Origin of the sequence: Desulfosporosinus youngiae DSM 17734, from assembly GCF_000244895.1 — a bacterium.
Taxonomy (GTDB): domain Bacteria; phylum Bacillota; class Desulfitobacteriia; order Desulfitobacteriales; family Desulfitobacteriaceae; genus Desulfosporosinus; species Desulfosporosinus youngiae.
In genome coordinates this window covers 4998394-5022129 of record NZ_CM001441.1, presented here as the reverse complement: position 1 = coordinate 5022129, position 23736 = coordinate 4998394, and the positions used below count along the sequence as shown (strand labels likewise).

Below are 23736 nucleotides of genomic sequence, written 5' to 3'. Positions count from 1 at the left end.
AGGGTACAGGAGTCCGCAGGGACAACTGTACCTATTTCTAAACTGCCAATTAAGTGACTTTTCTGCTAGTTTTATTGATTAGTAAGTTAGGTCAAGGCTTAAAATTTTTAGTGAGGGGTGACCTGTATGATCAGTAACAATAACATTTCCCAAGCCATGACGATCAAGCTGGATTCTAAATTGCCGGAGATGCCGGAGTTTGTGGAAGGGATTAGGCGGGCACCGGATCGAGGTTATAGCCTGTCGGTTGAGCAAACGAAAATTGCCTTGAAAAACGCTTTGCGCTATGTTCCCGAAGAACTGCATGAACAATTAGCGCCTGAGTTTCTGGAGGAGTTGCGGACCAGGGGGAGAATTTATGCGTATCGTTACCGTCCGGCGGGAAGGTTGTATGGGAAGCCTATCGATGAGTATAAGGGTAACTGCACAGAAGGCAAGGCTTTTCAGGTGATGATTGATAACAACCTGGATTTTGACGTGGCGCTTTACCCTTATGAGCTTGTTACTTATGGTGAGACAGGAAGTGTTTGTCAAAACTGGCTGCAATATCGTTTGATTAAAAAATATCTCGAAGTGATGACAGATCAACAGACTCTGGTTATGGAATCAGGTCATCCCGTCGGCTTATTTCCTTCCCGCCCGGATGCTCCGCGGGTGATTATTACCAATGCTTTGATGGTCGGGATGTTTGACAATCAGAAGGATTGGGAAATTGCTGAACAAATGGGTGTCGCAAATTATGGGCAGATGACGGCGGGCGGTTGGATGTATATTGGCCCTCAGGGAATTGTCCATGGTACCTTTAATACCTTGCTTAATGCCGGGCGAATGAAGTTAGGGATTCCACACGATGGGGATTTAAGCGGGCGATTATTCATCTCCTCAGGTCTGGGCGGAATGAGTGGTGCTCAAGGAAAGTCTGTGGAAATTGCCTGTGGTGTGGGAATTATTGCTGAAGTGGATGAGTCTAGAATCAAGACTCGTTTTGAGCAAGGTTGGGTTAGCAGAGTGTCTGCGGATCTTGAGGAAGTCTTCCGTATTGCGGATGAGTATATGCGGAAAAAAGAGCCTATGTCGATTGCTTATCAGGGTAACATTGTCGATTTATTGGAGTATGCGGTTAATCATCAAATTCAAGTGGATTTGCTCAGTGATCAGACGTCCTGCCATGTTGCCTATGAAGGCGGGTATTGCCCGCAGGGGATTTCCTTTGCAGAGAGAACGAGGCTGCTGGCAACAGACCGGGCTGAGTTTAAGAAGCTCGTGGATCAGAGTTTGGTTCGTCAATTTGAATTAATCCGCACCCTGGTTGAACGTGGGACGTATTTCTTTGATTATGGTAATTCGTTTATGAAAGCGGTTTATGATGCTGGAGTGAAGGAAATTTCGAAAAACGGTGTGGATGAAAAAGATGGTTTTATCTTCCCGTCCTATGTCGAAGATATTATGGGGCCGGAGCTCTTTGATTATGGATATGGACCGTTCCGATGGGTTTGCCTGAGCGGCAAACCGGAAGATTTGCGTAAAACGGACTCGGCAGCGATGTCTTGTATTGATCCGAATCGCAGGGGGCAAGATCGGGATAATTATATTTGGATTAAGGATGCTGAGAAAAACAAACTGGTCGTAGGTACGCAAGCCCGAATTCTATATCAGGATGCCGAAGGACGCATTAAAATTGCCCTTAAATTTAATGAAATGGTACGTCAGGGAGAAATTGGCCCGGTCATGCTGGGGCGGGATCATCATGATGTGAGCGGAACAGATTCGCCGTTCAGAGAAACAGCAAACATTAAAGATGGCAGCAATGTTATGGCAGACATGGCTGTGCAGAGTTTCGCGGGAGATGCTGCGCGTGGGATGAGCCTCGTATCTCTTCACAATGGAGGGGGCGTCGGTATTGGCAAAGCCATTAATGGCGGCTTTGGCTTGGTGCTTGATGGCAGCGAGCGAGTGGACAGTATTATCAAATCTGCTCTGTTATGGGATGTTATCGGTGGAGTAGCGCGACGGTCTTGGGCTAGAAATGAACATTCCATCGAGACGAGCATCGAGTTTAACGAGCGATATAAGGGGCTGGGGCATATTACGGTTCCCTTTATTCCAAAGGATGAATTGATTGATCGGTTGGTCAAGTAGGAATTGAATGGAGATGATTGTGTGGTTTATGCGGATCTGGTGATCCATTCCGCTCAGATGATGGCGACGCTGAGAGGTTTCTCGGAGGGACCGGCCTGTGGGACGGATATGTCTGAGATCGGTATAATCGAGGATGGTGCTGTTGCTATTCAAGACGGCAAGATTACAGCGGTTGGCACAACTGAGGAAGTCCGGGCAGATGGATGGATAGGCCCTGATACAAAGCTAATTAATGCGTCAGGTAAAGTTGTTACACCAGGATTTGTTGATCCTCACACCCATGTTCTTTATGCTGGCTCGCGTGAGAACGAGTTGTCTTTAAAACTAAAAGGGGTTCCCTATCTCGAGATACTTAAACAGGGCGGGGGGATTTTATCCACGGTTCAGAGTACAAAGCAGGCATCGGATGAAGAAATTAAGGCGCAGACAAGTCGCCGGCTTCGAACGATGCTCAGCATGGGCACGACGACGGCTGAGGCGAAGAGCGGATATGGCTTAATGCTGGATGAAGAACTCCGGGCGTTGCGTTTGATCCATGAATTAGATCAAGAACAAGCCGTTGATTTAGTACCGACGTTTATGGGTGCGCATGCCGTTCCCCCAGGCTACAATGAAGAAAGGTTCACAAACTACATTGTTGATGAAATGTTGCCTCAGATTGCCGCAGAGGGCTTGGCGGAGTTCTGTGACGTTTTTTGCGAGCCTGGGGTTTTTAGTCTCGAATCCAGTGAGCGGATTTTACTGAAGGCTAAAGATTTAAATCTTAAGTTAAAAATGCACGCTGATGAATTGGCTTCAGCAGGAGGAGCAGAATTAGCTGCAAAGCTGGGCGTTATTAGTGCAGATCATTTACTTCAAGCCTCGGATGAAGGGATCGCGGCCCTTGCCCGAAAAGGTGTCATTGCAGTGTTGCTTCCGGCAACGTCGTTTAATCTTGCCAAGAATTCGTACGCCAGAGCAAGAGAGATGGTTCAAGCAGGGGTACCTCTAGCACTGGCCACGGATTCAAATCCAGGATCGTCTCCCACAGAATCCATGCCGCTTGTTTTGACCATTGCCTGCCTATACCTTAGACTTACTCCTGAGGAGGCTTTGACAGCGGCGACGATCAATGCTGCGCATGCTATTGACAGAGCGGATCAGGTGGGAAGTTTGGAAGTTGGAAAACAGGGGGATGTGCTCATACTTGACATACCAAATCTAAATTATTTGCCCTATCATTTTGGAAATAACCCCGTAGAAATGGTGATTAAACGAGGAAAAGTAGCCTGGAGTATTTAGACAGTTTTTGGAATTTATAGACTTTTTTCAAGTATTTATAATTCATCTCATTTCGACAAAAGATTATCTTATATATTGTTGATGATATTTGAGTATTGTATTAGAATGGTTCAAGGTTATCAAATATGTTGAAATGAGGTATTCTAGTGAGTAAATTGCTAGAAGAGCAAATTGAAGAATTGAGATTAGAAATGCATGAAGTCGCTTCAGATAAAGATTTGACGGATGATAGAGTTGTGAGTATCAGCTCTAAATTAGACGTATTAATTAACGAGTTTTATCTGAAAGGCAAGCATTAAAACGTTTTTCAATGAGAGAAAATATTAGGCTGTCCTTGGTTTCTTTAATTATGGAGTAACCGAGGACGGCTATTTTTATGGTTAGACGTCTTGCAGATTAAGGCAGTTTCTATATAGGGCGTCCTTCTTAGAACTGTGATATAATAAATTGTTCGACAGCTTTTGCTAAAGAGAAGAGGGTCAGGATGAATGTCTTAACTGCTGAAAATTTGACGAAAAGTTATGGTGAAAAGCTTCTATTCACTGATATTTCCTTCGGGATTGACGAAGGGGAGAAAATAGGGATTATCGGAGTCAATGGGACGGGTAAGTCTACATTACTTAAAATATTAGCTGGTATTGAATGGCCGGATCAGGGTAAAGTTACGATTGGCAATAGCGTCCGCTTAGAATACCTCTCTCAAAACCCGGAGTTCGAAGAAACGGCGACAGTCTTACAGCAGGTCTTTAAAGGAAATTCCCCGCAGATAAAGCTGCTGCGGGAGTATGAATCCGCTTTAGAAAAGCTGAATGCAGATCCTGATGAGCCGGTACTTCAACAAACGCTGATAGCCTTAGGCCAGCAAATGGATGAGCAGGATGCCTGGCAACTCGAAAACGAGGCCAAAACCATCTTGACTAAGCTGGGAATTTCCGGTTTTGATACCTTAGTGGGAACTCTTTCAGGCGGACAGAGAAAACGAGTTGCTTTGGCGAGTGCTCTCATTAATCCTACAGATATCCTGATGCTCGATGAACCAACGAATCACATTGATAATGATACGGTTGATTGGCTGGAGCAGTATTTAAATAAACGTAAAGGTGCGTTGGTTATGATTACGCACGATCGGTATTTTCTGGATCGTGTGGTGGGGCGAGTGCTGGAGTTAGATCACGGGAGGGTGTATCCTTATCCCGGTAATTACAGCCGTTTCCTGGAATTGAAAGCGGAGCGGGAGGAGCAGCTTGAAGCATCCGAGAGAAAGCGCCAAAACCTCTTTCGCAATGAGCTTGCTTGGATGCGGAGAGGCGCTAAAGCCCGGACGACGAAGCAAAAGGCCAGGATAGAACGTTTTGAAAAACTGCAGGCTGAGAAGCCCTTAGATCATGAGGAGCGGATTGAAATCCTGGCGGGGGCGTCCCGCTTAGGAAAAAAGATTCTGGAATGCACTGAGCTGCAAAAAGGGTTTCCTGATCGGGGTGTAGTTATCAAAGATTTTAGCTACATTCTTTTGAGGAATGATCGGATAGGAATTATCGGACCCAATGGGAGTGGCAAGTCGACCTTGTTGAACCTGATTGCCGGAAAGCTGACGCCGGATAGCGGTAGTATCGAACTGGGTTCGACGGTTAAGATAGGCTATTTTTCTCAGGAAAACAGTGATATGGATCCGGATGTACGTGTCATTGATTCGATTAAAGCCATAGCCGAAGTGATCCCCACGGCAGATGGTGGTTCTTTGACGGCTTCTCAAATGCTGGAACGCTTTTTATTTCCGCCGGCCGTTCAGTGGACACAAATTGGTAAGCTCTCCGGCGGGGAAAAACGCAGGTTGTACTTGTTGCAGGTTTTGATGGGAGCACCGAATGTTCTCTTATTGGACGAGCCGACCAATGATTTAGATATTCAAACTCTCACTATTTTGGAAAGCTATTTGGATGATTTTCCGGGAGCGGTTATGGCTGTCTCCCACGATCGGTATTTTCTTGACCGGGTCACAGATAAGATTTTTGCGTTTGAGGGTGAAGGAAAAATTCGCTCATATACGGGAAATTACTCGGACTATCGTGAGCAAGTATACGCTGCTGAGCAAGAGGCCGAACAGGCTGTTAAATTGGCCGCTTTAGCAAAAACCTTCCGAGAAATAAAGCTTGATTCAGAAAAGGGAGAACCCGAAAGCAAGAAAGAACGTCCGCTCAAAATGACCTATAAAGAGCAGCAGGAATATGATCAAATTGACGCCCGGATTGCGCAAGCAGAAGAAGAACTGCAAAAAAACACTCAGGCTATGAATGATGCCGGCAGTGATTTTGGAAAGCTGAATGAGCTAGTGAAGCTTCAAGAAACCCTTGAACAGAAACTGGATGATTTGTTGGAACGTTGGACATATTTAACGGAGTTGGCAGAAAAGATAGCCGAAACAAAGGGCAGATAAACTTATTGGAGGACACGACAGATGGACGAAAAGACCTTGGGCCTGATGAAAAAATTAGTTGAGGAGAAAAAACTAAAGAGCTCTCAACAAGGTGGGCCGATTAAAGCGATGCAAAAAATCGGAGAGAAAAGGAAGGGCATTAAACGGCGCAAAGTCGGTGGGATGTTTGATAAGTAAATAACTCATTTTTGGGCGCCTGATAGGAGTTCTAGTTTACTTAAGGGAGAGAAGTTAAGTCAGATGAGTGTTTTAAATGTTGAAAATGTCAGTCATGGGTTTGGTGGACGCAAAATATTTGAGGATGTCACGTTTCGTTTATTAAAAGGGGAGCATGTTGGCTTAGTAGGAGCGAACGGGGAGGGAAAATCGACCTTTCTGGATATTATAACAGGGCGCCTGATGCCTGATAAAGGCAACGTCGAATGGTCAAATCGGGTGACGGTCGGCTATCTGGATCAGCATACGGTTTTGACCAAAGGAAAGACCATCCGGGATGTGCTTAAAGAAGCGTTTCAAGGGATGTATGATTTGGAAGCGGAGACTTTAGAGATGTATGACCGTATGGGCAATGTCTCTGAAAGCGAAATGAATAAGCTTCTGGAAGACGTAGGGGAAATTCAGAGTATTTTAGAGCACAATGGTTTTTATATGATCGATGCGAAAATCGAAGAGATTGCTAATGGACTGGGTCTTGGTGAAATCGGACTGGATAAAGATGTTACAGATTTGAGTGGAGGTCAGAGGACGAAGGTCTTACTCACCAAACTGCTGCTTCAAAATCCGACCATCTTAATTTTGGACGAGCCCACCAACTTTTTGGATGTTGAGCATATCGAATGGCTCAAACGTTATTTGAATCAATATGAGAATGCGTTTATTCTCGTTTCTCATGATGTTCCGTTTTTGAATAGCGTCATCAATGTTATTTATCACGTGGATAATGCGCAGTTGACTCGTTATACTGGAAACTACGAGCAATTTATGGCGCTTTTAGAAACTAAAAAGATTCAGGAACTTAAAGCCTATGATAAACAGCAGAAAGAAGTCGATCGTCTCGAAGACTTTATTGCCCGCAATAAAGCGCGGATTTCAACGACCGGGCGGGCTAAGAGCCGTCAGAAGCAGCTGGAAAAAATGGATCTGCTGGAGCGGCCAAGAGAGAAGATTCAGCCCAAGTTTAAATTTAGGGAAGCACGGTCACCTGGAAAAGTGATTTTTGAAGCCAAAAATATTGTGCTTGGGTATGATGAGCCTTTGACTCGTCCGCTGGACTTGGCCCTGGAACGCGGGCAGAAGGTTGCGATCCGTGGGGTTAACGGATTGGGAAAATCTACGCTGTTAAAAACTCTGTTGGGGTATATCCCGCCGGTTTCAGGTGAAGTTGAGCTGGGTGATTATCTTTATCCTGGTTACTTTGAGCAAGAATCCAGTCGCAAGAATTCTAAGACAGCTTTGGAGGAAGTGTGGGATGAGTATCCCGGAATGACAAACTCTGAAGTGCGGGGAGCCTTGGCCAGGTGTGGTTTGACCAGTGAACACATCTCCAGTAAAATGATGGTTCTAAGTGGGGGGGAAAATGCCAAAGTTCGCTTGTGTAAGCTGATGCTGAAAGATGTGAACTGGCTTGTCCTTGACGAACCTACGAATCATTTGGATGTGGATGCTAAGGCCGAGCTTAAGAGGGCTATTATGGACTTTAAAGGGACGGTCATTGTGGTTTCCCACGAACCGGATTTTTACGAAGATTGGGTCACGGATGTCTGGAATCTGGAAGATTGGACCACAAAAATCGTATAAGTGAATAGATTGTTTGATGGAGACTATCCCACTAAACAAAAGGCTTGCTGATAATGTCAGTAAGCCCTTTTCAATCTCAAATATCGTAAACTATGCTTTTAGAATATTAGGTAAGGCATGGATTAATTAGTAGTTGAATTTGTGGGATGACATAGAAATAATCAACAGAGGACACAGAAAGAGGGGAAACAATTGATTAACCCGTATTTATGGATCTTGAGTATAGGTCATCTGATTATCGATTTGGGGCAGGGTATCCTACCTATCTTAATGCCCTTACTGGCCCAGAGCCTTCATCTCAGTTACTTTCAAGTTGGTACGGTTGTGCTGGCATTTACGTTCAGTTCGGCCATTATTCAGCCGGTATTCGGGGTGTTGAGCGATCGCTACAGCATGCCTTGGTTAATGCCTCTGGGGCTTTTCCTTTCCGGTCTTGGACTAGCACTCACTGGTATTGTTAACTCTTATGCATTATTGTTGCTTGTGGTGCTGTTGAGCGGTATCGGGGTGGCGGGATACCATCCGGAAGGGTCTAAAGTGGCCCATTTTGTCAGTGAGGATAGTAAGGCTGGGGCTTCGATGGCAATTTTTTCAGTGGGAGGAAATCTCGGTTTTGGCCTGGGCCCCATGCTCGCAATATTCTTATTGAGTTTTGCCGGTCTGGACTCAATTCTGGGTGTAATGATTCCAGGAGCATTGGCTGCTTTGGTCTTCTTATTCTTAATGCCCAAATTCAAGAAGATTCTTGAGAAGAAACCTTCCAAACAAAAAAGTGATTCCGCACTAAATACCAGGAGTGACGATAGGAGAAGCCTAGTATTATTGATCCTTTACGTAACCATTCGATCCTGGATACATTCTGGTCTGATTTATTTCATACCTTTCTATTATCCCAGTTTTAAAGGTATCCCTGATCCTGAATATCTGGTGAGTATGTTTTTAATTGCCGGGGTAGTAGGCACGGTTTTAGGCGGGCCTTTTGCCGATCGTTTCGGTGGACGTAATGGAATGCTGGCTTCTATGGCTGTTTCCCTATTCACGGTTTACCCATTTATCCATTTCAATGGTACGTGGATTCCCGTTTTAGCATTTATTGTAGGCGCGTCGGTCATCTCAACGTTTTCCGTTACTGTGGTATTTGGGCAGAGGCTCTTACCAAATAACATCGGGTTGGCTTCGGGGCTGATGCTCGGTTTTGGCGTAGGTATGGGCTCAATCGGCATAATATTACTCGGAGTAATCGCTGATCATATGGGCCTGCCTCTAACCATGAACCTGATCAGCCTGCTTCCCGTCCTGGGGATAATACTAGCCTTTACTTTACCGGATATCAGAGCCGGTGGTTCTGTTGCCAAATAGGTTGGGATAAGGGGTAAGAGACTATTAGGGCGGGAGAGAGGATGATCAGGTATACACTGCTGATATACTATGGCATAATACATAGAGAGACAGACCGTGGAGAAGAAAGCAATGAATAATGATCTAAAAGGAAAAGTGAATAGGTTGGGCATAATGGGCGGAACCTTTGACCCGATTCATTATGGGCATTTGGTTGCTGCGGAAATGGCGCGTGCGGAGTTTAAGTTAGACAAAGTCTTATTTATACCGACAGGGACTCCTCCCCATAAAAACAGAAAAGGCATCTCAGACGCAGAATTGCGTTTTGAGATGGTTAAACGTGCTATTCAGGATAATCCATCCTTCGATATTTCCCGATTGGAAATTGAGCGGGAAGGTCCATCTTATACCGTGGAAACTCTGCGTGTCTTACGCCGTATGTGGCCGGAACATGAACTTTATTTTATTACCGGGTCAGATGCTCTTTTAGAGATCTTTTCCTGGCGTGAGGCAGAAGAAATCTTCAGGTTGATTGAATTTATAGGTGCTGCGCGGCCAGGGTTTGATGCGAGTGATTTTTTTTTAAAGGTTCAACAGGAACATCCGGAAACTAAAGGGAAGATTCATTACCTTGAGGTTCCAGCCTTAGCGATTTCTTCAACGGATATCAGAGCGAGGGTTCGGCGTGGAGAGCCGATCCGTTATCTTTTGCCTGAGGCTGTTCGGCTTTATCTTGCCCAGCATAAGCTATATACAGATACGTAAAGTGACCTCTTCGTTTGCTTTCGCAGCAGAAGCCCCGATGTTCAGCTAAGCTAAAGTAAGTTCACTGAGCAGTTCGGATTTACTAATTTTATGTTTTGTTTTTATTTCGCATACTCTGTCTGGATTTGACCATACTAAAAACGATCAATGATTAATACTAGACAAGAGGTGACAGTTATCATGGCAACAACACTATATGTTGGAAATCTTCCATGGAATACGACAGCTGAAGAACTCGGAGAGTTTTTCAGCGCGTATGGTCAGGTTGAAAGCAGCCGGATTATAACCGATCGTGAGACTGGCCGCTCCAGGGGTTTTGGATTTATTGAGGTTGAAGAAATGGATGCGGCACGTATGGCGGAAGAGTTAAACGGCAAGGATTTTGGCGGAAGGCCATTAACGGTCAATGAAGCCAAACCGAAACAAATGTAATACCTGCGGACTGTAAGGGAGACCTCTGACATGCTTGGTGGGGGTCTCCCATTTTATTATTTTGCATCAGAAGCATTTACTTGATAAAATAGATACTCAAAGAGAATGTTAGAGATTAAAGAGGAGCGGGAGATACGTGAAATTGCAGGTTGAAGTGCTGAGGGATCTGGCGGCTCGTGTTCTTTCAGAAGAACGGTTCAGGCATACTCTGGGTGTGGCAGATTGGGCGGAAGAATTGGCTCATCACCATGGATTGGATCCGGTTAGGGCTCGTTGTGCGGGATTAGTGCATGATTTAGCAAAGGAAATTCCAATAAAAGGCCAGCTTAGGTACGCACGACGCTGGAATTTGCTTAAGTATCCTGAAGATGAGCTAAGTCCTTATGTTTTGCATGGCTCGGTGGCCGCTTATTGGCTGGAGCATTATTACGGATTAGATGATGCTGAAGTCTTAGCAGCTGTTGCGAATCATACATTGGGAAGGCCGGGAATGTGTCCTTTGGAGATGCTGATTTACAGTGCTGATCTGACGGAACCTGACCGTGATTTCCCAAAAGTGGACTTTTTGCGACAATCCCTGTATGATAATTTAGAAAAGGGTACGTTAGCCTGTGTTGAACACACGTTACTATATTTGAAAGAGGGCAAGCGCCCGATTCATCCGTTAACTCAGTTGACGTTTGATGATTTACGAAGGAGGCAAACTATTGGAACTGGATCAAAAAATGCTTAGTGAAGTGGTCGGTTATGTTGAGGACAAAAAAGGTGGAGACATTACCCTTTTGAATTTAAAGGGAATTTCTATGGTCACGGATTATTGCTTATTGGTAACTGGAAATACGACGACTCAGGTTAAAGCGATCACTGACCATTTAGAAGAAAAGTTGCCGGAGATGGGAATCCCGGTTATTCATCTTGAAGGATTGCCAACGGCCAACTGGGTTTTGATGGATTGTGGCGGAGATCTAGTGATTCATGTTATGACTCCGGATCATCGTGAATTTTATCAGCTTGAACGTCTCTGGAAAGATGCGGAAGTTATGTCATTGAATCCGGTCAAGCACTAAGTTGAACACGGAGATTAATTCAAACACGTAAAAGCTGGGATAGGGAGCAGTACTGGGGGACCCTCTGCAGAGAGACGGCGGAAGGTGCAAGCCGTTATTGGGAACGTCAGGAACTCACCCTGGAGCTGTGTTCAGGTAACAATGAACATCGGTGCGAACCGTTAAAATCGTTTGAGCGCTATTGAAAATGGGTGGTACCACGGGAGAAGGTCTCTCGTCCCTTTAGGGACGAGAGATTTTTTAATTTAGCAGACTTATTTCTAAGGAGGAACGTTTTTTATGCAAGAGAAGTACTCGTTTCCTGAGATTGAATCGAAGTGGCAGAAAGAATGGGTGGAGAATAAAGCTTATAAAACCGAGCGAGATGCCTCAAAGCCCAAGTATTATGCCTTAGCTATGTTCCCTTATCCTTCAGGAGATCTACATATGGGGCATGTACGCAATTACTCAATAGTGGATGTAATCGCTCGTTATAAACGAATGACAGGTTACAATGTGCTTCACCCTATTGGCTGGGACGCTTTTGGCTTGCCGGCTGAAAATGCCGCTATCAAGCACCAGACTCCGCCGGCAGACTGGACCTGGAAGAATATCGCCAATATGCGGCGTCAGCTTCAGGAGATGGGAATTTCCTATGATTGGGACCGGGAAATGGCGACATGTCATCCGGGTTATTATAAATGGACACAGTGGTTATTTTTAGAGTTTCATAAACATGGGTTGGTCTATAAGAAAAAGGCTGCTGTGAACTGGTGTCCTTCCTGTGCCACAGTGCTTGCCAATGAACAAGTTGTGGACGGTGGATGCGAGCGGTGCGACACCTTGGTCACGAAGAAAAACCTGGAACAGTGGTTTTTTAAAATTACGGATTACGCGGATGTTCTGCTTCAAGATTTGGACATGTTGCCGGGATGGCCTGAAAAGGTAAAAACCATGCAGCGTAACTGGATTGGCCGTTCAGAAGGGGTAGAAGTAAAATTTGCTTTGGAAGACAGCCCAGAGAAAATCCCAGTGTATACAACCCGGGTTGACACTCTTTTTGGAGTCAGCTATGTGGTCCTAGCTCCTGAACATCCTCTCGTTCTAGAGCTGGTAAGCGGGACCGAGTATGAGGCGGATGTGTTAGCCTTTATCGAAAAAATGAAGGGCCTCAATGAAATTGCTCGAACGTCAACCGATGCAGAAAAGGAAGGACTGTTCATAGGAGCCTATTGCCTCAATCCACTAAGCGGCAAAAAGGTGCCGATTTGGATCGCCAACTATGTTCTGCTGGAATATGGAACAGGAGCAGTGATGGGTGTTCCGGCTCATGATGAAAGGGACTTTGAATTTGCGACGAAGTATAATTTAGAGATTAAAACGGTCATTGTGCCTCCAGGGAGTTTCTTAGAGGAGAAGGACCGGCCCCTCAAAGCGGCTTTCACAGACGAAGGAGTTATGGTGAACTCCGGTTCCTTCGATGGACTGGGCAGCGAGGAGGCGTTGGAGCGGATTGCCGATGAAGCAGAGCGCCTGGGTATCGGACAACGGAAGGTTAATTTCCGCTTGCGTGATTGGCTTATCTCTCGTCAGCGTTATTGGGGTGCACCTATTCCTATGATTTATTGCGATTCTTGTGGAACCGTACCCGTTCCGGAGGAACATTTGCCGGTAATGCTGCCACCTGATGTTGTCTTTAAATCCGGGGAGAATCCGCTGGCCACATCTCCTTCGTTTATAGAAACAACCTGTCCTAAGTGTGGGGGAACTGCCCGGCGTGAAACGGATACGATGGATACCTTTGCTTGTTCTTCCTGGTATTTCCTTCGTTATACGGATCCCCGCAATGCCGATCAGGTTTTTTCGAAAAAAGAAGCAAATCACTGGATGAATGTTGATCAATACGTCGGTGGGGTAGAGCACGCCATCCTTCATTTGCTTTATGCACGCTTTTTTACGAAGGGTTTAAGAGATTTCGGCTATTTGGAGGTCGATGAACCTTTCCAGAACCTGCTTACCCAGGGGATGGTTTGTATGAATGGTTCTAAAATGTCCAAATCGAAAGGGAATGTTGTCAGTCCGGGAGCGATTATTGGAAAATATGGCGCAGACACGGCCCGTTTGTTTATACTGTTCGCTGCTCCGCCGGAGAGAGATTTGGAGTGGAGTGATCAAGGGGTTGAAGGATGTTATCGTTTCCTGAATCGAGTTTGGCGTTTGGTTGTTCAGTATCAGCCCTTCTTAAGGGAAGCAGGAGAAGCATCAGCGGCTGATGATCAGGCAAATAGCTGGGAACACCTGGATAAAATCGGCAAAGAAATGCGTCGTCACACTCATTTGGCCATCCAGAGAGTAACAACAGACATCGGAAAGCGCTATAACTTTAATACCGCCATTAGTACGATTATGGAATGGGTTAATGCTTTGTATATCTACAAAGAGCAGCCAACTGCAGATGCTGCTGTCGGTCGTGAGGCTCTGGAAGGGATTCTTATGCTTCTTGCTCCCATTGCTCCGCATATCACGGAGGAGCTTTGGCGGGAACTTGGACATACGGAGAGCATTCATCTCCAGCCTTGGCCTGAAGTGGATGAAGCGGCTCTCGTTCAAGATGAAGTGACGGTTATTCTCCAGGTGAATGGGAAAGTTCGGGAACGGATTCAAGTGGCTGCTGATATCTCAGCGGCTGAATTAGAAACGTTAGTGCTTGCTCAGCCAAAAGTTATGGAATGGACCCAAGGAAAAACCATCGTTAAAGTGATTACAGTTCCGGGTAAGCTGGTTAATATTGTTGTTAAGTAATGACTTAAGAGAGCAAATCGTTAGGGAAACTTGACTAAAAGTTGCTTAAGTCCTGGACAAGGACGGTTCTTTCTGGATTAAATCCATTAAAGAACCGTCCTTATTTGGTTTACTTAAGAGCCTGATATCCTTTTTAATCAACCCGACTTTCGTCTGAGATTCTACCGTTCAGCGAAGGGAAGTTATCCCTAAAAAATGTATACATAAAGAATCCGATAAATTGATATATTATAAGATTGTTTATTATGATAAGATTTGAACTATTGACTGTGTTGTATAGTCTGCTGTGGCCTTCCGGCCTTATTTATTATTTACAAAGATTAAGGTGACGAAAAGAGATGGAGGAGAATTATGGCTAAATTTAAGAGAGTGATGGTTGCCAATCGGGGTGAAATCGCTATTAGGGTGTTCAGAGCATGTAATGAGCTGGGAATAAGGACTGTCGCCATCTATTCCAATGAAGATAAATACTCTCTTTTTCGGAGCAAAGCCGATGAGGCTTACCTCATTGGCGAAGACAGGAGTCCTGTTGATGCCTATCTGAATATTGAGGAGATTATCAGCCTGGCCCTCAAAAAAGGGGTGGATGCCATTCATCCGGGATATGGCTTCCTGTCGGAAAACCCTGAATTTGCTCTGCGCTGTGAGCAGGAAGGCATTGAATTTATCGGGCCGACGGCGGCGATGATGGAGAGGCTGGGAGACAAAATCAAGTCAAAGATTGTGGCCAAAAAAGTGGGAGTCCCGACTATCCCGGGTTATGAGAAGAACGTAAAAACAGTGAATGAGGCAAGGATACATGCCGCGGAATGCGGTTATCCCCTGATGCTTAAAGCAGCCGCCGGAGGCGGCGGCAGAGGAATGCGGATCGTCAGAGACGAGAGTGAGCTGGAGTCTGCCTTTTTAAGCGCTAAAAGCGAGGCGAAAAAAGCCTTTGGCATCGATCATATCTTTATGGAGAAATTTATTGAGAAACCGAAGCATATCGAAGTACAGGTGCTGGGGGACAAGTACGGCAAGATAGTCCATATGTTTGAACGGGATTGTTCCATCCAGAGAAGACACCAGAAGGTGGTGGAATTTACTCCGGCCTTTTCCATCTCCCAGGAAATCAGAAACAATATTTATCAGGATGCTCTTAAGATCGCCAGGGCCGTAAACTACCGGAGCGCCGGAACCCTGGAATTTCTGGTGGATAACCAGGGAAATTATTACTTCATTGAAATGAACCCGCGGATTCAGGTTGAGCATACGGTTACAGAGATGGTTACCGGGATAGATATCGTCCAGGCCCAGATCCAAATTGCTCAGGGATACGCTCTGGATTCTCCGGAGATCGGAATCAACTCACAAGAGGACATCATGCTCAATGGCTATTCCATTCAATGCCGGATCACCACGGAGAATCCTTCCAATAACTTTGCTCCGGACACAGGAAAAATTGAATCCTATCGGACCGGCTCCGGATTTGGGATCAGGCTGGACGGCGGCAACGGCTTCACAGGAGCTGAAATCAGTCCGTATTATGACAGCCTTCTCGTCAAGAATATCTCTTGGTCCAGAAGTTTTCAGGATGTTATCAAAAAGTCCATTCGAGCCATCACCGAGACCCAAATCACCGGAGTTAAGACGAATATAGGCTTTCTGATCAATGTTCTCAATCATCCCTTGTTTATGAAGGGAGAATGCCATACCGGTTTCATCGAGGAAAATCCTGATCTGATCTCCCTCAGCCATCAGAGTGATGATGAAAGCCGGATTCTGAAATTTCTTGGCAATGTGGTGGTCAACGAGACCATAGGGGTCAAGCCGCAGTACGATGTCCCCAAAGTGCCTAAAACCGGTGGTATCAGTTCGGGGGATTTGAGGGGAACGAAACAGATTCTCGATGAGCAGGGTGCGGATGGGCTGGTCAGCTGGATCAAAGCTCAGAAACAGGTTCTGCTGACAGATACGACCATGCGGGACGCTCACCAGTCTCTGATGGCGACAAGGCTCAGAACCAAGGACATGATCAAAGTCGCCAAGGCCACTTCCGTTTACGGCAAGGATCTCTTTTCCCTGGAAATGTGGGGGGGTGCGACTTTTGACGTGGCTTACAGGTTCCTTAAAGAGTCTCCCTGGGAACGGCTGGAGGAACTGCGGAAAAGGGTTCCCAACCTTCTCTTCCAGATGCTCATAAGAGGAGCGAATGGGGTAGGCTATAAGAACTATCCGGACAATGTCATCCGGGAATTCATTAAAGAATCGGCTGCCGCGGGCATTGATGTCTTCAGGATTTTTGATTCTCTGAACGAGCTGAGGGGTATGGAGATTTCCATTGACGAAGTTATAAAGAGCGGCAAGATCGCCGAGGCCTGCATCTGTTATACCGGAGACATCTTGGACAGCAGCAGGGAAAAATATAACTTGAACTACTATATTAAGCTGGCCAAAGAGATAGAAAAAGCGGGAGCCCATATTTTGGCGATCAAAGATATGTCCGCACTCCTCAAACCTCATGCAGCCTATCGGCTCATCCGCGCCTTGAAAGAGGAAATCGGAATTCCAATCCACCTGCATACTCACGATACCACAGGCAACGGGGGAGCCACGGTTCTCATGGCTGTGGAAGCGGGAGTAGATATCGTGGACACTGCTTTCAACAGCATGTCAGGGCTGACCAGTCAGCCGGCCATGAATTCAATTGTTGCCGCTCTGAAAAATACGGAAAGGGATCCCGGCATTGACCTGAAAGGGCTGCAAAAGATATCGGACTACTGGGAAGCGGTCCGGCCGGTTTATGGCAGATACGAATCCGGCTTGAAATCGGGATCTGCTGAAATCTATAAGTATGAAATTCCCGGCGGGCAGTACTCCAATCTTAAACCTCAGGTAGAAAGCTTCGGCTTGGGTCACAAGTTTACCGAGATCAAAGAAATGTACAAGACTGTTAACGGGATGTTAGGGGATATTGTGAAAGTCACTCCGTCTTCGAAGGTTGTGGGGGATTTTGCCATATTTATGGTTCAGAATCACCTGACCCCGGAGAATATCTATGAGAAAGGGGAGAAGATGGCCTTTCCCGATTCTGTCGTAGCCTATTTCATGGGGATGATGGGCCAGCCCATGGGAGGCTTTCCGGAGAAACTCCAGAAACTGGTGCTGAAAGGGGAAAAACCCATTACCCAGCGTCCGGGCGAACTGCTTCCTGCTGAGGACTTTGACAGGATCGCTCAACATTTGAGACATGAATTCGAATTGGAACCAACTAAACAGGATATCCTGAGTTATGCCCTGTACCCTGAAGTCTATGCAGGATTCTTGAAATTTGTCGCCGAATACGGAGATTTGAGCAGGCTGGGAAGCGACGTCTTCTTCCATGGACTTGGCGAAGGAGAAATTATTGAAGCAGAGGTCGCAGAAGGAAGAAGTTTGATGATTAAACTCCGCTCTATCGAGAAGCCGGATCCGGAAGGATACAGAACCCTGGTATTTGAAGTCAACAGGAATAGAAGGGAAATCAAAATCAAAGACAAGAACTGGAGCAACGTTAACCTTCTTAGTCAGTTGGGAGAATACGGCAGGACAGAAATGGCGGATCCCGATAACAAGAATGAAATTGGCTCGCCAATTCCGGGGACGGTTGTGTCGCTGAAGGTTGAAGAAGGAGACGGGGTAACAGAGGGTCAGCTGCTGGCGATTATCGAGGCCATGAAAATGGAAACAAGGATAACGAGTTCTGTTGCCGGGACAATCGGCTCGGTGAATATCAAAGAAGGGCAGCAGGTCAAGGCTGGGGAGCTTCTGATCGTTATTAAATAAAGGCGTTCTTGCGCCGGGATTCGGAGTGTTTGAAAATAAATTTCCTGATTGAGCAGGGATTGCCCCCCTTATCATAGAAATTATCATTATGAATCTGATTAATTTTGAAAGAAGGGGAGGAAACGACGTGAAATTAGTGAAAAAATTAAGTTGGTTCGTGATGTTACTCGCGCTATTACTTGTATTAACGGGGTGTAGTCAGAATCAGCAGGCCATTTTTGATGCTGCCATGAAGATGCAAAATGTAACCTCTTTGCAGCAGCAGACAACGATGACCTTCAAATTAAGCGGCTCAGGGTTTGATCCGGCTGTCCAACAACAAGTCGACACGGCTGCCGAATTTATGAATAACGCGAAATTAAACCTAAATGTAAAAACCAGCAGCAATCAAGAGAGAACCTTAAGTAAGGCACAAGTTGATATGGACTTAGCTTTACCGGGAATGAACATAACGCTGCCTGTTTGGGTAGACGCGGATTTAACCGGAGAAGAGCCAAAGCTCATTGAGATTATTAAACTTCCACAGATAGCAAAAGCGTCTTTACCCCCGGAGTTTGCCGGTAAGGAATACACGGTGATGAATCCTTATAATATGGGGGGGCCACAACCTAATTATGACCTGTCCAAGCTTGCTGAATTCAGCAAAAGCATGCCGGCAAAACAACTGGCCTTTTTAACGAGCTTTGCTCAGCGCTTTAATCCGGATCTTAAAGTGATTTCCAAAGGAAGTCAGTACTTGCAAACTAACGAGGGCAGTAAGCTGGCTAAACTATATGAGATCAAACTTAACGACTCCCAATTAAAGGATTTTATCCGGTACGCCGTCAATAATTTTGCTCAGGACCAGGAAGCTATGACGTTTATCAAAGAGTATATGGATACGATCATGGGGTTTAGCCAGGTTCCGGGGAAGGCAAATACCTTAAATGAGTTTGATCAGGCTTTTGAGGACTTTGGAGATAATAAGCAGGAGTTTTTAACCGGATTTAATAAGGTCATGGATGAATTAGAGAATGTTACCCTTTTGGGTGATCAGGGACTAGAGTTGCAGTATGCTATTGTTGACGGATATGTGGTTAAAAAAAGCGGGACTCTCGATCTTAACGTGGATTTGCCCCAGATTATCCAATTGATGCAGTCTCTAACCCCCGGCCCCCAACAAACGATGTCTGAAGATACAGCGGGTAACTTAAGTTTGAAGGTCAATTTTAGTACAGTTACTTCGGATATCAACCAACCCTTTGAAATCCAGATCCCGGAAGTAAACGAAAATAACTCTTTTGATTACATGGACTTGATGAAAGCCTTTAACCCTTTAGCCGACCGTCCAGTACGTTTGGCAGGGCAGGATGGTTATGAGACGGCTAAAATCATTGGAGAAGAGTATAATAGCGGTCAATGTACGAGCATTATTTTAGCATCCGGTCTTAACTTTTCCGACGCCTTATCCTCAAGCATCCTTTCCCAAAAGTTCGATGCCCCAATTTTGCTGGTTGGCGCTAGCGTAGAAGAGTCATCAGCTGCCTTCGATTATATTGCGTCACATTCAAATTCAGATACCAAACTGTTCATTGTCGGTGGTACCGGAGTAATAGGTACGCCTTTTGAAACGGAGCTTATCAAGCGCGGGCATGTAAATATTGAACGTTTAGGCGGATCCGATTCCTATGAAACAGGCATAATTGTGGCAGAGAAGGCAGATGCAGCGTATGGTACGCCCGTGTTTCTGATTTCTGGAGAGAGCTTTCCGGATGCCCTGAGTGCAGCCGGTTTTGCGGGTGCTTACCAATACCCTGCCCTCCTGATAGGCAAGAATGAACTTACGGATAAAACCAAGAATTATATTGCAAGCAATAATCCAACCACTGTGTATATTGTTGGCGGGGAAGCCGCTATCTCGCAGTCTGTCGAAGCCCAAATCAAAGAGTTGGTGCCTGCTGCTTCTATTAAGCGCTTAGCAGGGAATGATAGCTTTGCCACAGCGGGTGCCGTACTTGACGAGTTTGCTGAATTCCCACTGGCAGTTTATTTGGCCAATGGATCTGCCTATCAAGATGCACTTGCCGGAAGCTCTTTAGCAGCGAGAACAGCTGACCCGGTTCTTTTGGTTGACCCCAATCGAGAAACCCTTCCTCCTGCAATAGAGGCTTACCTGAAGAAACTTAGGGATACAGGAAGCCGTCCTATGGTTCGGGCCTTGGGAGGGGCGGTTGTCGTTCCAGATAGCCTGATAAAACAGGCCGAAGCTTTGCTTGATGGGAAGTAAGTCAAACTATTATCATTGCAAGACTTGAGGGATTGACCCGGAAATAGGATATCATAACCTTCAAACAAGGACGATTCTTTTGATGCCTTAAAGCATTTAAAAGAAATTCGTCCTTGTTTATTCTTTTTAACATTACCTTAACATCCTTGCTAAGGTTACTTTACAGTCATCTGTTATACTTTGACTTGATATGACAATAGAGTTGAAATAGCGGACAGTACCGACAAATCGGCTGAAATTGGTTTTGCGAATGGTTAAGCGGGCTGGGAATATAGTATTAGAAAGATCTGGATTTAAAATGAATACGTTGTGGGGGATAGGGATGTCATGAGATTTTGCAAATATCTGGAATATACTATAAAAGGATGGTAGAAAAGGGGTGTATATAGTTGCAAAAAATATATGTACTCGATTCAAGCGTACTACTGCATGACCCTAACGCGATCTTACACTTTCATGAGAATGAAGTCATTATCCCTTACGTTGTATTAGAGGAAGTAGAAGGTAAAAAACGCAGCTTAGAAAATATTGGTCGGGCAGCCCGGGAGGCTATTCGCCATCTTGATGGATTAAGGGAAAAAGGTCAACTATCTCAGGGGGTTCTTTTGCCCAACGGTGGTAAGGTTCGGATTGAGCTGAATCATTATTCTAATGATATTTTGCCCTTGAAATCAGATATGGCGTTGGCTGATAATCGAATTCTGGCAGTCACCCTGAGTCTGACCCGTGAAGAAGAACGTCCTGTCGTCTTAGTTACAAAAGATATTGCTATGCGAGTCAAAGCGGATGCTTTAGGAATCTTAACGGAAGATTATCATAATGACAAAGTAGTTTTGCCTCCTATTATGGAGGAAATCGTAACCCGCTCAATGGATGATGACGAGGTTGCGGTACTTTATAAGAATAGGTATATCCCACTCCAATCACCGATATCCCCGAATCGCTGTGTAAAGGCGGTTTTGAGCGACGACAGCGTCTTGCCTCTCTTAACGTCTCCCGATGGAAAGAGACTCGTCTATCAAATGGGGAAAGGTCTTGCTCCTTGGGATATACGGCCTAAAAATCTGGAGCAATCATGGGCCTTGGAAATGCTCAATAATCCAGAGATCAAATTAGTTAATTTAATGGGGCCGGCAGGTACCGGGAAAACGTTACTTGCTTTGGCGAGTGGTTTGGAGCAAACTATCCATGCTGAAATCTATGTCAGGATGCTTTGTGCCCGTCCGATTGTTCCTTTTGGCAAGGATATTGGATTTCTGCCTGGGGAGAAGGATCAGAAGGTTCGTCCGTATATGCAGCCCATTTATGATAACCTTGAGTTTCTACTGCGGGCAAGGCGGGAGAAAGAGCGTGAGAGAGGCGCTGAATCCGTGGTAGACAGTGCGATTGATCTTCTCATCAAGAAGAGACAGCTTGAAATCGAAGTACTCACCTATATCCGAGGCCGCAGTATTCCGAATCAGTTTATTATTATCGATGAGGCTCAAAATCTTTCTGCCCATGAGGTAAAGACGATTATTACCCGGGCGGGTGAGGGAACGAAAATTGTGCTTTGTGGGGATCCGGATCAAATTGATCATCCGTATCTTGATAAAGAGAGTAATGGACTGGCCCATCTCGCTTCCCGGTTAAATGGGCAATCCTTTTACGGCCAGGTCCGTCTGGTTCGTGGGGAACGGAGCGAACTTGCAACTCGGGCGGCCGGGTTGCTGTAAAGGGGGATTATGGTCACACAGTGCGAGGTGTTTGCGGCGCAGAGAAGCTAAGCGTGGGTTTGGAATGCAAGTTGGGACAGTTCCCGACTTGCATTTTGTAGTGCGCCACGCATGACGATTAACTTGACGGTGAAAGTCCGTTATGGGGGTATGTAGCGACCAACCATTAGCTTAAGGCAAGGGTGTCCATCGCAAGGTGGAATCTGAAGGAAGCCTACGGCAAAGTTCTGCCCCGAGGAATACGAACAGTATAAGGCGCAAAACGTGGGGTAAGACTGCTACACAAGTCAAAGCCCAAAAGCTACACGGACACGTTAGCGTAGATATTGCGGGTACATGGAATGAAAGTGAATCGTCTTACCGTGGGAGGCCTCACGGACGGGTGGAAACAGAGTAAGAAACCCGGTTGAAACAAGATTTATCGTGAGGAGTCAGCCGAAGCCATAGTACAGAGGTGTTCTAGACACCGACGGAAGGGCTGAACCAAAGGAGGTGTGGGTCAATGAAAGTTACTGAAAGTGGCAACCTAAAACACAGACAACTTCGAAAAGGAGACTATTTGCAAAGGGTATCTGCGGAACAGAAAGAGTATGCAGAAGTGTGTGCGCCCCCAAAGATGACTGAAACCGACAACACCAACACAAATGAGCAGACAGAAGGTTTGCTTGAGCAAATCCTTAGCACCGAGAATCTAAACCAGGCCTATAGGCAGGTTAAAAGAAACAAAGGCGCAGGTGGGATTGATGGTATGCAGGTAGATGAACTTCTACCCTTCCTAAAAGAACACAAGGAGGAACTCTTGCAATCCCTCCGGGACGGTCAATACCGTCCAAAACCCGTACGAAGGGTAGAAGTACCTAAAGAGAACGGAAAGACTAGAAAACTAGGAATACCCACCGTTTTGGACAGGCTAATCCAACAAGCGATAACTCAGGCTCTAAGTCCCATATTCGAGAAACAGTTCTCAGACAATAGCTTTGGATTCCGACCGAACCGCAGTGCACACGGTGCACTAAGAAGATGCCAAACCTATATTACAGCAGGTTACAGATATGTAGCCGATATGGACTTGGAGAAGTATTTCGATACGGTAAACCAAAGCAAGCTGATTCAGATTTTGTCGGAGACGATAAAAGATGGCCGGGTCATATCCCTGATTCACAAATTCCTGAAAGCAGGAGTTATGACCAACGGGATGTTTGAAGAAAGTCCAGAGGGTGTGCCACAGGGAGGCCCCCTAAGTCCGTTACTTGGCAACATAATGCTTAACGAGTGCGACCACGAGTTGATAAAGCGAGGACACCACTTTGTACGGTATGCAGATGATATGATGATTTTCTGCAAAAGTAAGAAGGCGGCAAAACGAACCATTGATCACATTCTCCCCTATATCGAAGGAAAACTGTTTCTAAAGGTAAATAGGGAGAAAACGAAGGTTGCTCATGTAAACTATGTCAAGTTTTTAGGATATAGCTTCTATATTTACAGGGGAGAAGGGCGCCTGAGAATCCATCCTAAGAGCATCCAGAAGCTTAAGGACAAAATCCGGGAAGTTACTGGGCGTAGCAATGGGATGGGAATCGAAGAGCGCAGAACTAAGCTCAATCAAGTGGTACGAGGCTGGACAAATTACTTCAAACCGGCAGATGCTAAGAAGCTACTCAAGGAACTGGATGAATGGATGAGAAGTCGTATACGAATGGTAACTTGGAAGCGATGGAAGAAAATCCGAACTCGGTTTAAAAACCTGAAGAAAGCAGGTATTAGCAAGGAACAAGCTTGGATGTGGGCAAATACAAGAAAAGGCTATTGGCGAACTGCCCATAGCCCTATTCTGACGAGAGCACTATCCAACGAGCGGTTTAAGCAAGTCGGATATCTTAGTTTTAGTGAATATTACTCTGCGAAATAACGTGT

Annotated in this window: 16 protein-coding genes and 1 other annotated feature; all 16 genes read left to right on the top strand. The window is 45.6% G+C overall.

Annotated elements, in window-relative coordinates; translation table 11 throughout:
- The first annotated feature begins 126 nt into the window (after nt 1-126).
- The 16 genes from hutU to ltrA all read left to right on the top strand — a co-directional run bounded on the left by hutU (nt 127) and on the right by ltrA (nt 23731).
- Nucleotides 127-2139, top strand: coding sequence for a urocanate hydratase (gene hutU, locus DESYODRAFT_RS23305; RefSeq protein ID WP_007786828.1), 2013 nt, complete (start codon nt 127-129; stop codon nt 2137-2139).
- A gap of 21 nt (nt 2140-2160) precedes the next feature.
- Nucleotides 2161-3420, top strand: coding sequence for an imidazolonepropionase (hutI, locus tag DESYODRAFT_RS23300; protein ID WP_007786827.1), 1260 nt, complete (start codon nt 2161-2163; stop codon nt 3418-3420).
- A gap of 146 nt (nt 3421-3566) precedes the next feature.
- Nucleotides 3567-3719 (top strand): aspartyl-phosphate phosphatase Spo0E family protein, encoded by a 153-nt coding sequence (locus tag DESYODRAFT_RS23295; RefSeq protein WP_007786825.1) that lies wholly within the window; start codon nt 3567-3569, stop codon nt 3717-3719.
- 185 nt (nt 3720-3904) lie between these two features.
- On the top strand, nt 3905-5854 hold the full coding sequence (locus DESYODRAFT_RS23290; RefSeq protein ID WP_007786824.1) for an ABC-F family ATP-binding cassette domain-containing protein: 1950 nt from the start codon (nt 3905-3907) through the stop codon (nt 5852-5854).
- 21 nt (nt 5855-5875) lie between these two features.
- Nucleotides 5876-6031, top strand: a complete 156-nt coding sequence (locus DESYODRAFT_RS28850) for a hypothetical protein (protein ID WP_007786823.1) — start codon at nt 5876-5878, stop codon at nt 6029-6031.
- Nucleotides 6032-6094: 63 nt separating this feature from the next.
- Nucleotides 6095-7651: an ABC-F family ATP-binding cassette domain-containing protein gene (locus tag DESYODRAFT_RS23285; protein WP_007786822.1), complete on the top strand. Its 1557-nt coding sequence runs from the start codon at nt 6095-6097 to the stop codon at nt 7649-7651.
- Between the two features lie 192 nt (nt 7652-7843).
- Entirely contained in the window at nt 7844-9010 is a 1167-nt protein-coding gene (locus DESYODRAFT_RS23280; protein ID WP_007786820.1) for an MFS transporter, read from the top strand.
- Between the two features lie 111 nt (nt 9011-9121).
- A complete protein-coding gene (gene nadD / locus DESYODRAFT_RS23275; RefSeq protein WP_007786819.1) occupies nt 9122-9754 on the top strand; it encodes a nicotinate-nucleotide adenylyltransferase in 633 nt (210 codons plus the stop codon).
- A 180-nt stretch (nt 9755-9934) separates the two neighbouring features.
- Entirely contained in the window at nt 9935-10186 is a 252-nt protein-coding gene (locus DESYODRAFT_RS23270; RefSeq protein WP_007786817.1) for an RNA recognition motif domain-containing protein, read from the top strand.
- A gap of 136 nt (nt 10187-10322) precedes the next feature.
- On the top strand, nt 10323-10919 hold the full coding sequence (gene yqeK / locus DESYODRAFT_RS23265) for a bis(5'-nucleosyl)-tetraphosphatase (symmetrical) YqeK (RefSeq protein WP_007786816.1): 597 nt from the start codon (nt 10323-10325) through the stop codon (nt 10917-10919).
- Nucleotides 10894-11253 carry a ribosome silencing factor gene (gene rsfS / locus DESYODRAFT_RS23260; RefSeq protein WP_007786815.1) on the top strand — a complete coding sequence of 120 codons (360 nt, stop codon included), beginning with the start codon at nt 10894-10896 and terminating at the stop codon, nt 11251-11253. The genes yqeK and rsfS overlap by 26 nt, the downstream gene beginning before the upstream one ends.
- Nucleotides 11254-11280: 27 nt before the next feature.
- Nucleotides 11281-11478, top strand: a binding site (T-box leader).
- A 54-nt stretch (nt 11479-11532) separates the two neighbouring features.
- The gene (gene leuS / locus DESYODRAFT_RS23255; protein ID WP_007786814.1) at nt 11533-14034 is read left to right on the top strand and encodes a leucine--tRNA ligase; all 2502 of its coding nucleotides are present in this window, start codon (nt 11533-11535) and stop codon (nt 14032-14034) included.
- A 351-nt stretch (nt 14035-14385) separates the two neighbouring features.
- Complete coding sequence (locus DESYODRAFT_RS23250) at nt 14386-17838, top strand: pyruvate carboxylase (protein ID WP_007786813.1); 3453 nt, start codon at nt 14386-14388, stop codon at nt 17836-17838.
- A 127-nt stretch (nt 17839-17965) separates the two neighbouring features.
- Nucleotides 17966-20104, top strand: a complete 2139-nt coding sequence (locus tag DESYODRAFT_RS23245) for a cell wall-binding repeat-containing protein (protein WP_007786811.1) — start codon at nt 17966-17968, stop codon at nt 20102-20104.
- Nucleotides 20105-20493: 389 nt separating this feature from the next.
- On the top strand, nt 20494-21819 hold the full coding sequence (locus DESYODRAFT_RS23240) for a PhoH family protein (protein ID WP_007786810.1): 1326 nt from the start codon (nt 20494-20496) through the stop codon (nt 21817-21819).
- A gap of 502 nt (nt 21820-22321) precedes the next feature.
- Nucleotides 22322-23731 (top strand): group II intron reverse transcriptase/maturase, encoded by a 1410-nt coding sequence (ltrA, locus tag DESYODRAFT_RS23235; protein ID WP_007780559.1) that lies wholly within the window; start codon nt 22322-22324, stop codon nt 23729-23731.
- Nucleotides 23732-23736 lie beyond the last annotated feature (5 nt).

What these genes read in the sequence shown, in the direction of transcription:
- hutU (WP_007786828.1), top strand. Translation starts at nt 127, where the DNA reads ATGATCAGTAACAATAACATTTCCCAAGCCATGACGATCAAGCTGGAT.
- DESYODRAFT_RS23290 (WP_007786824.1), top strand. Translation starts at nt 3,905, where the DNA reads ATGAATGTCTTAACTGCTGAAAATTTGACGAAAAGTTATGGTGAAAAG.
- DESYODRAFT_RS28850 (WP_007786823.1), top strand. Translation starts at nt 5,876, where the DNA reads ATGGACGAAAAGACCTTGGGCCTGATGAAAAAATTAGTTGAGGAGAAA.
- DESYODRAFT_RS23285 (WP_007786822.1), top strand. Translation starts at nt 6,095, where the DNA reads ATGAGTGTTTTAAATGTTGAAAATGTCAGTCATGGGTTTGGTGGACGC.
- nadD (WP_007786819.1), top strand. Translation starts at nt 9,122, where the DNA reads ATGAATAATGATCTAAAAGGAAAAGTGAATAGGTTGGGCATAATGGGC.
- DESYODRAFT_RS23270 (WP_007786817.1), top strand. Translation starts at nt 9,935, where the DNA reads ATGGCAACAACACTATATGTTGGAAATCTTCCATGGAATACGACAGCT.
- leuS (WP_007786814.1), top strand. Translation starts at nt 11,533, where the DNA reads ATGCAAGAGAAGTACTCGTTTCCTGAGATTGAATCGAAGTGGCAGAAA.
- DESYODRAFT_RS23250 (WP_007786813.1), top strand. Translation starts at nt 14,386, where the DNA reads ATGGCTAAATTTAAGAGAGTGATGGTTGCCAATCGGGGTGAAATCGCT.
- ltrA (WP_007780559.1), top strand. Translation starts at nt 22,322, where the DNA reads ATGAAAGTTACTGAAAGTGGCAACCTAAAACACAGACAACTTCGAAAA.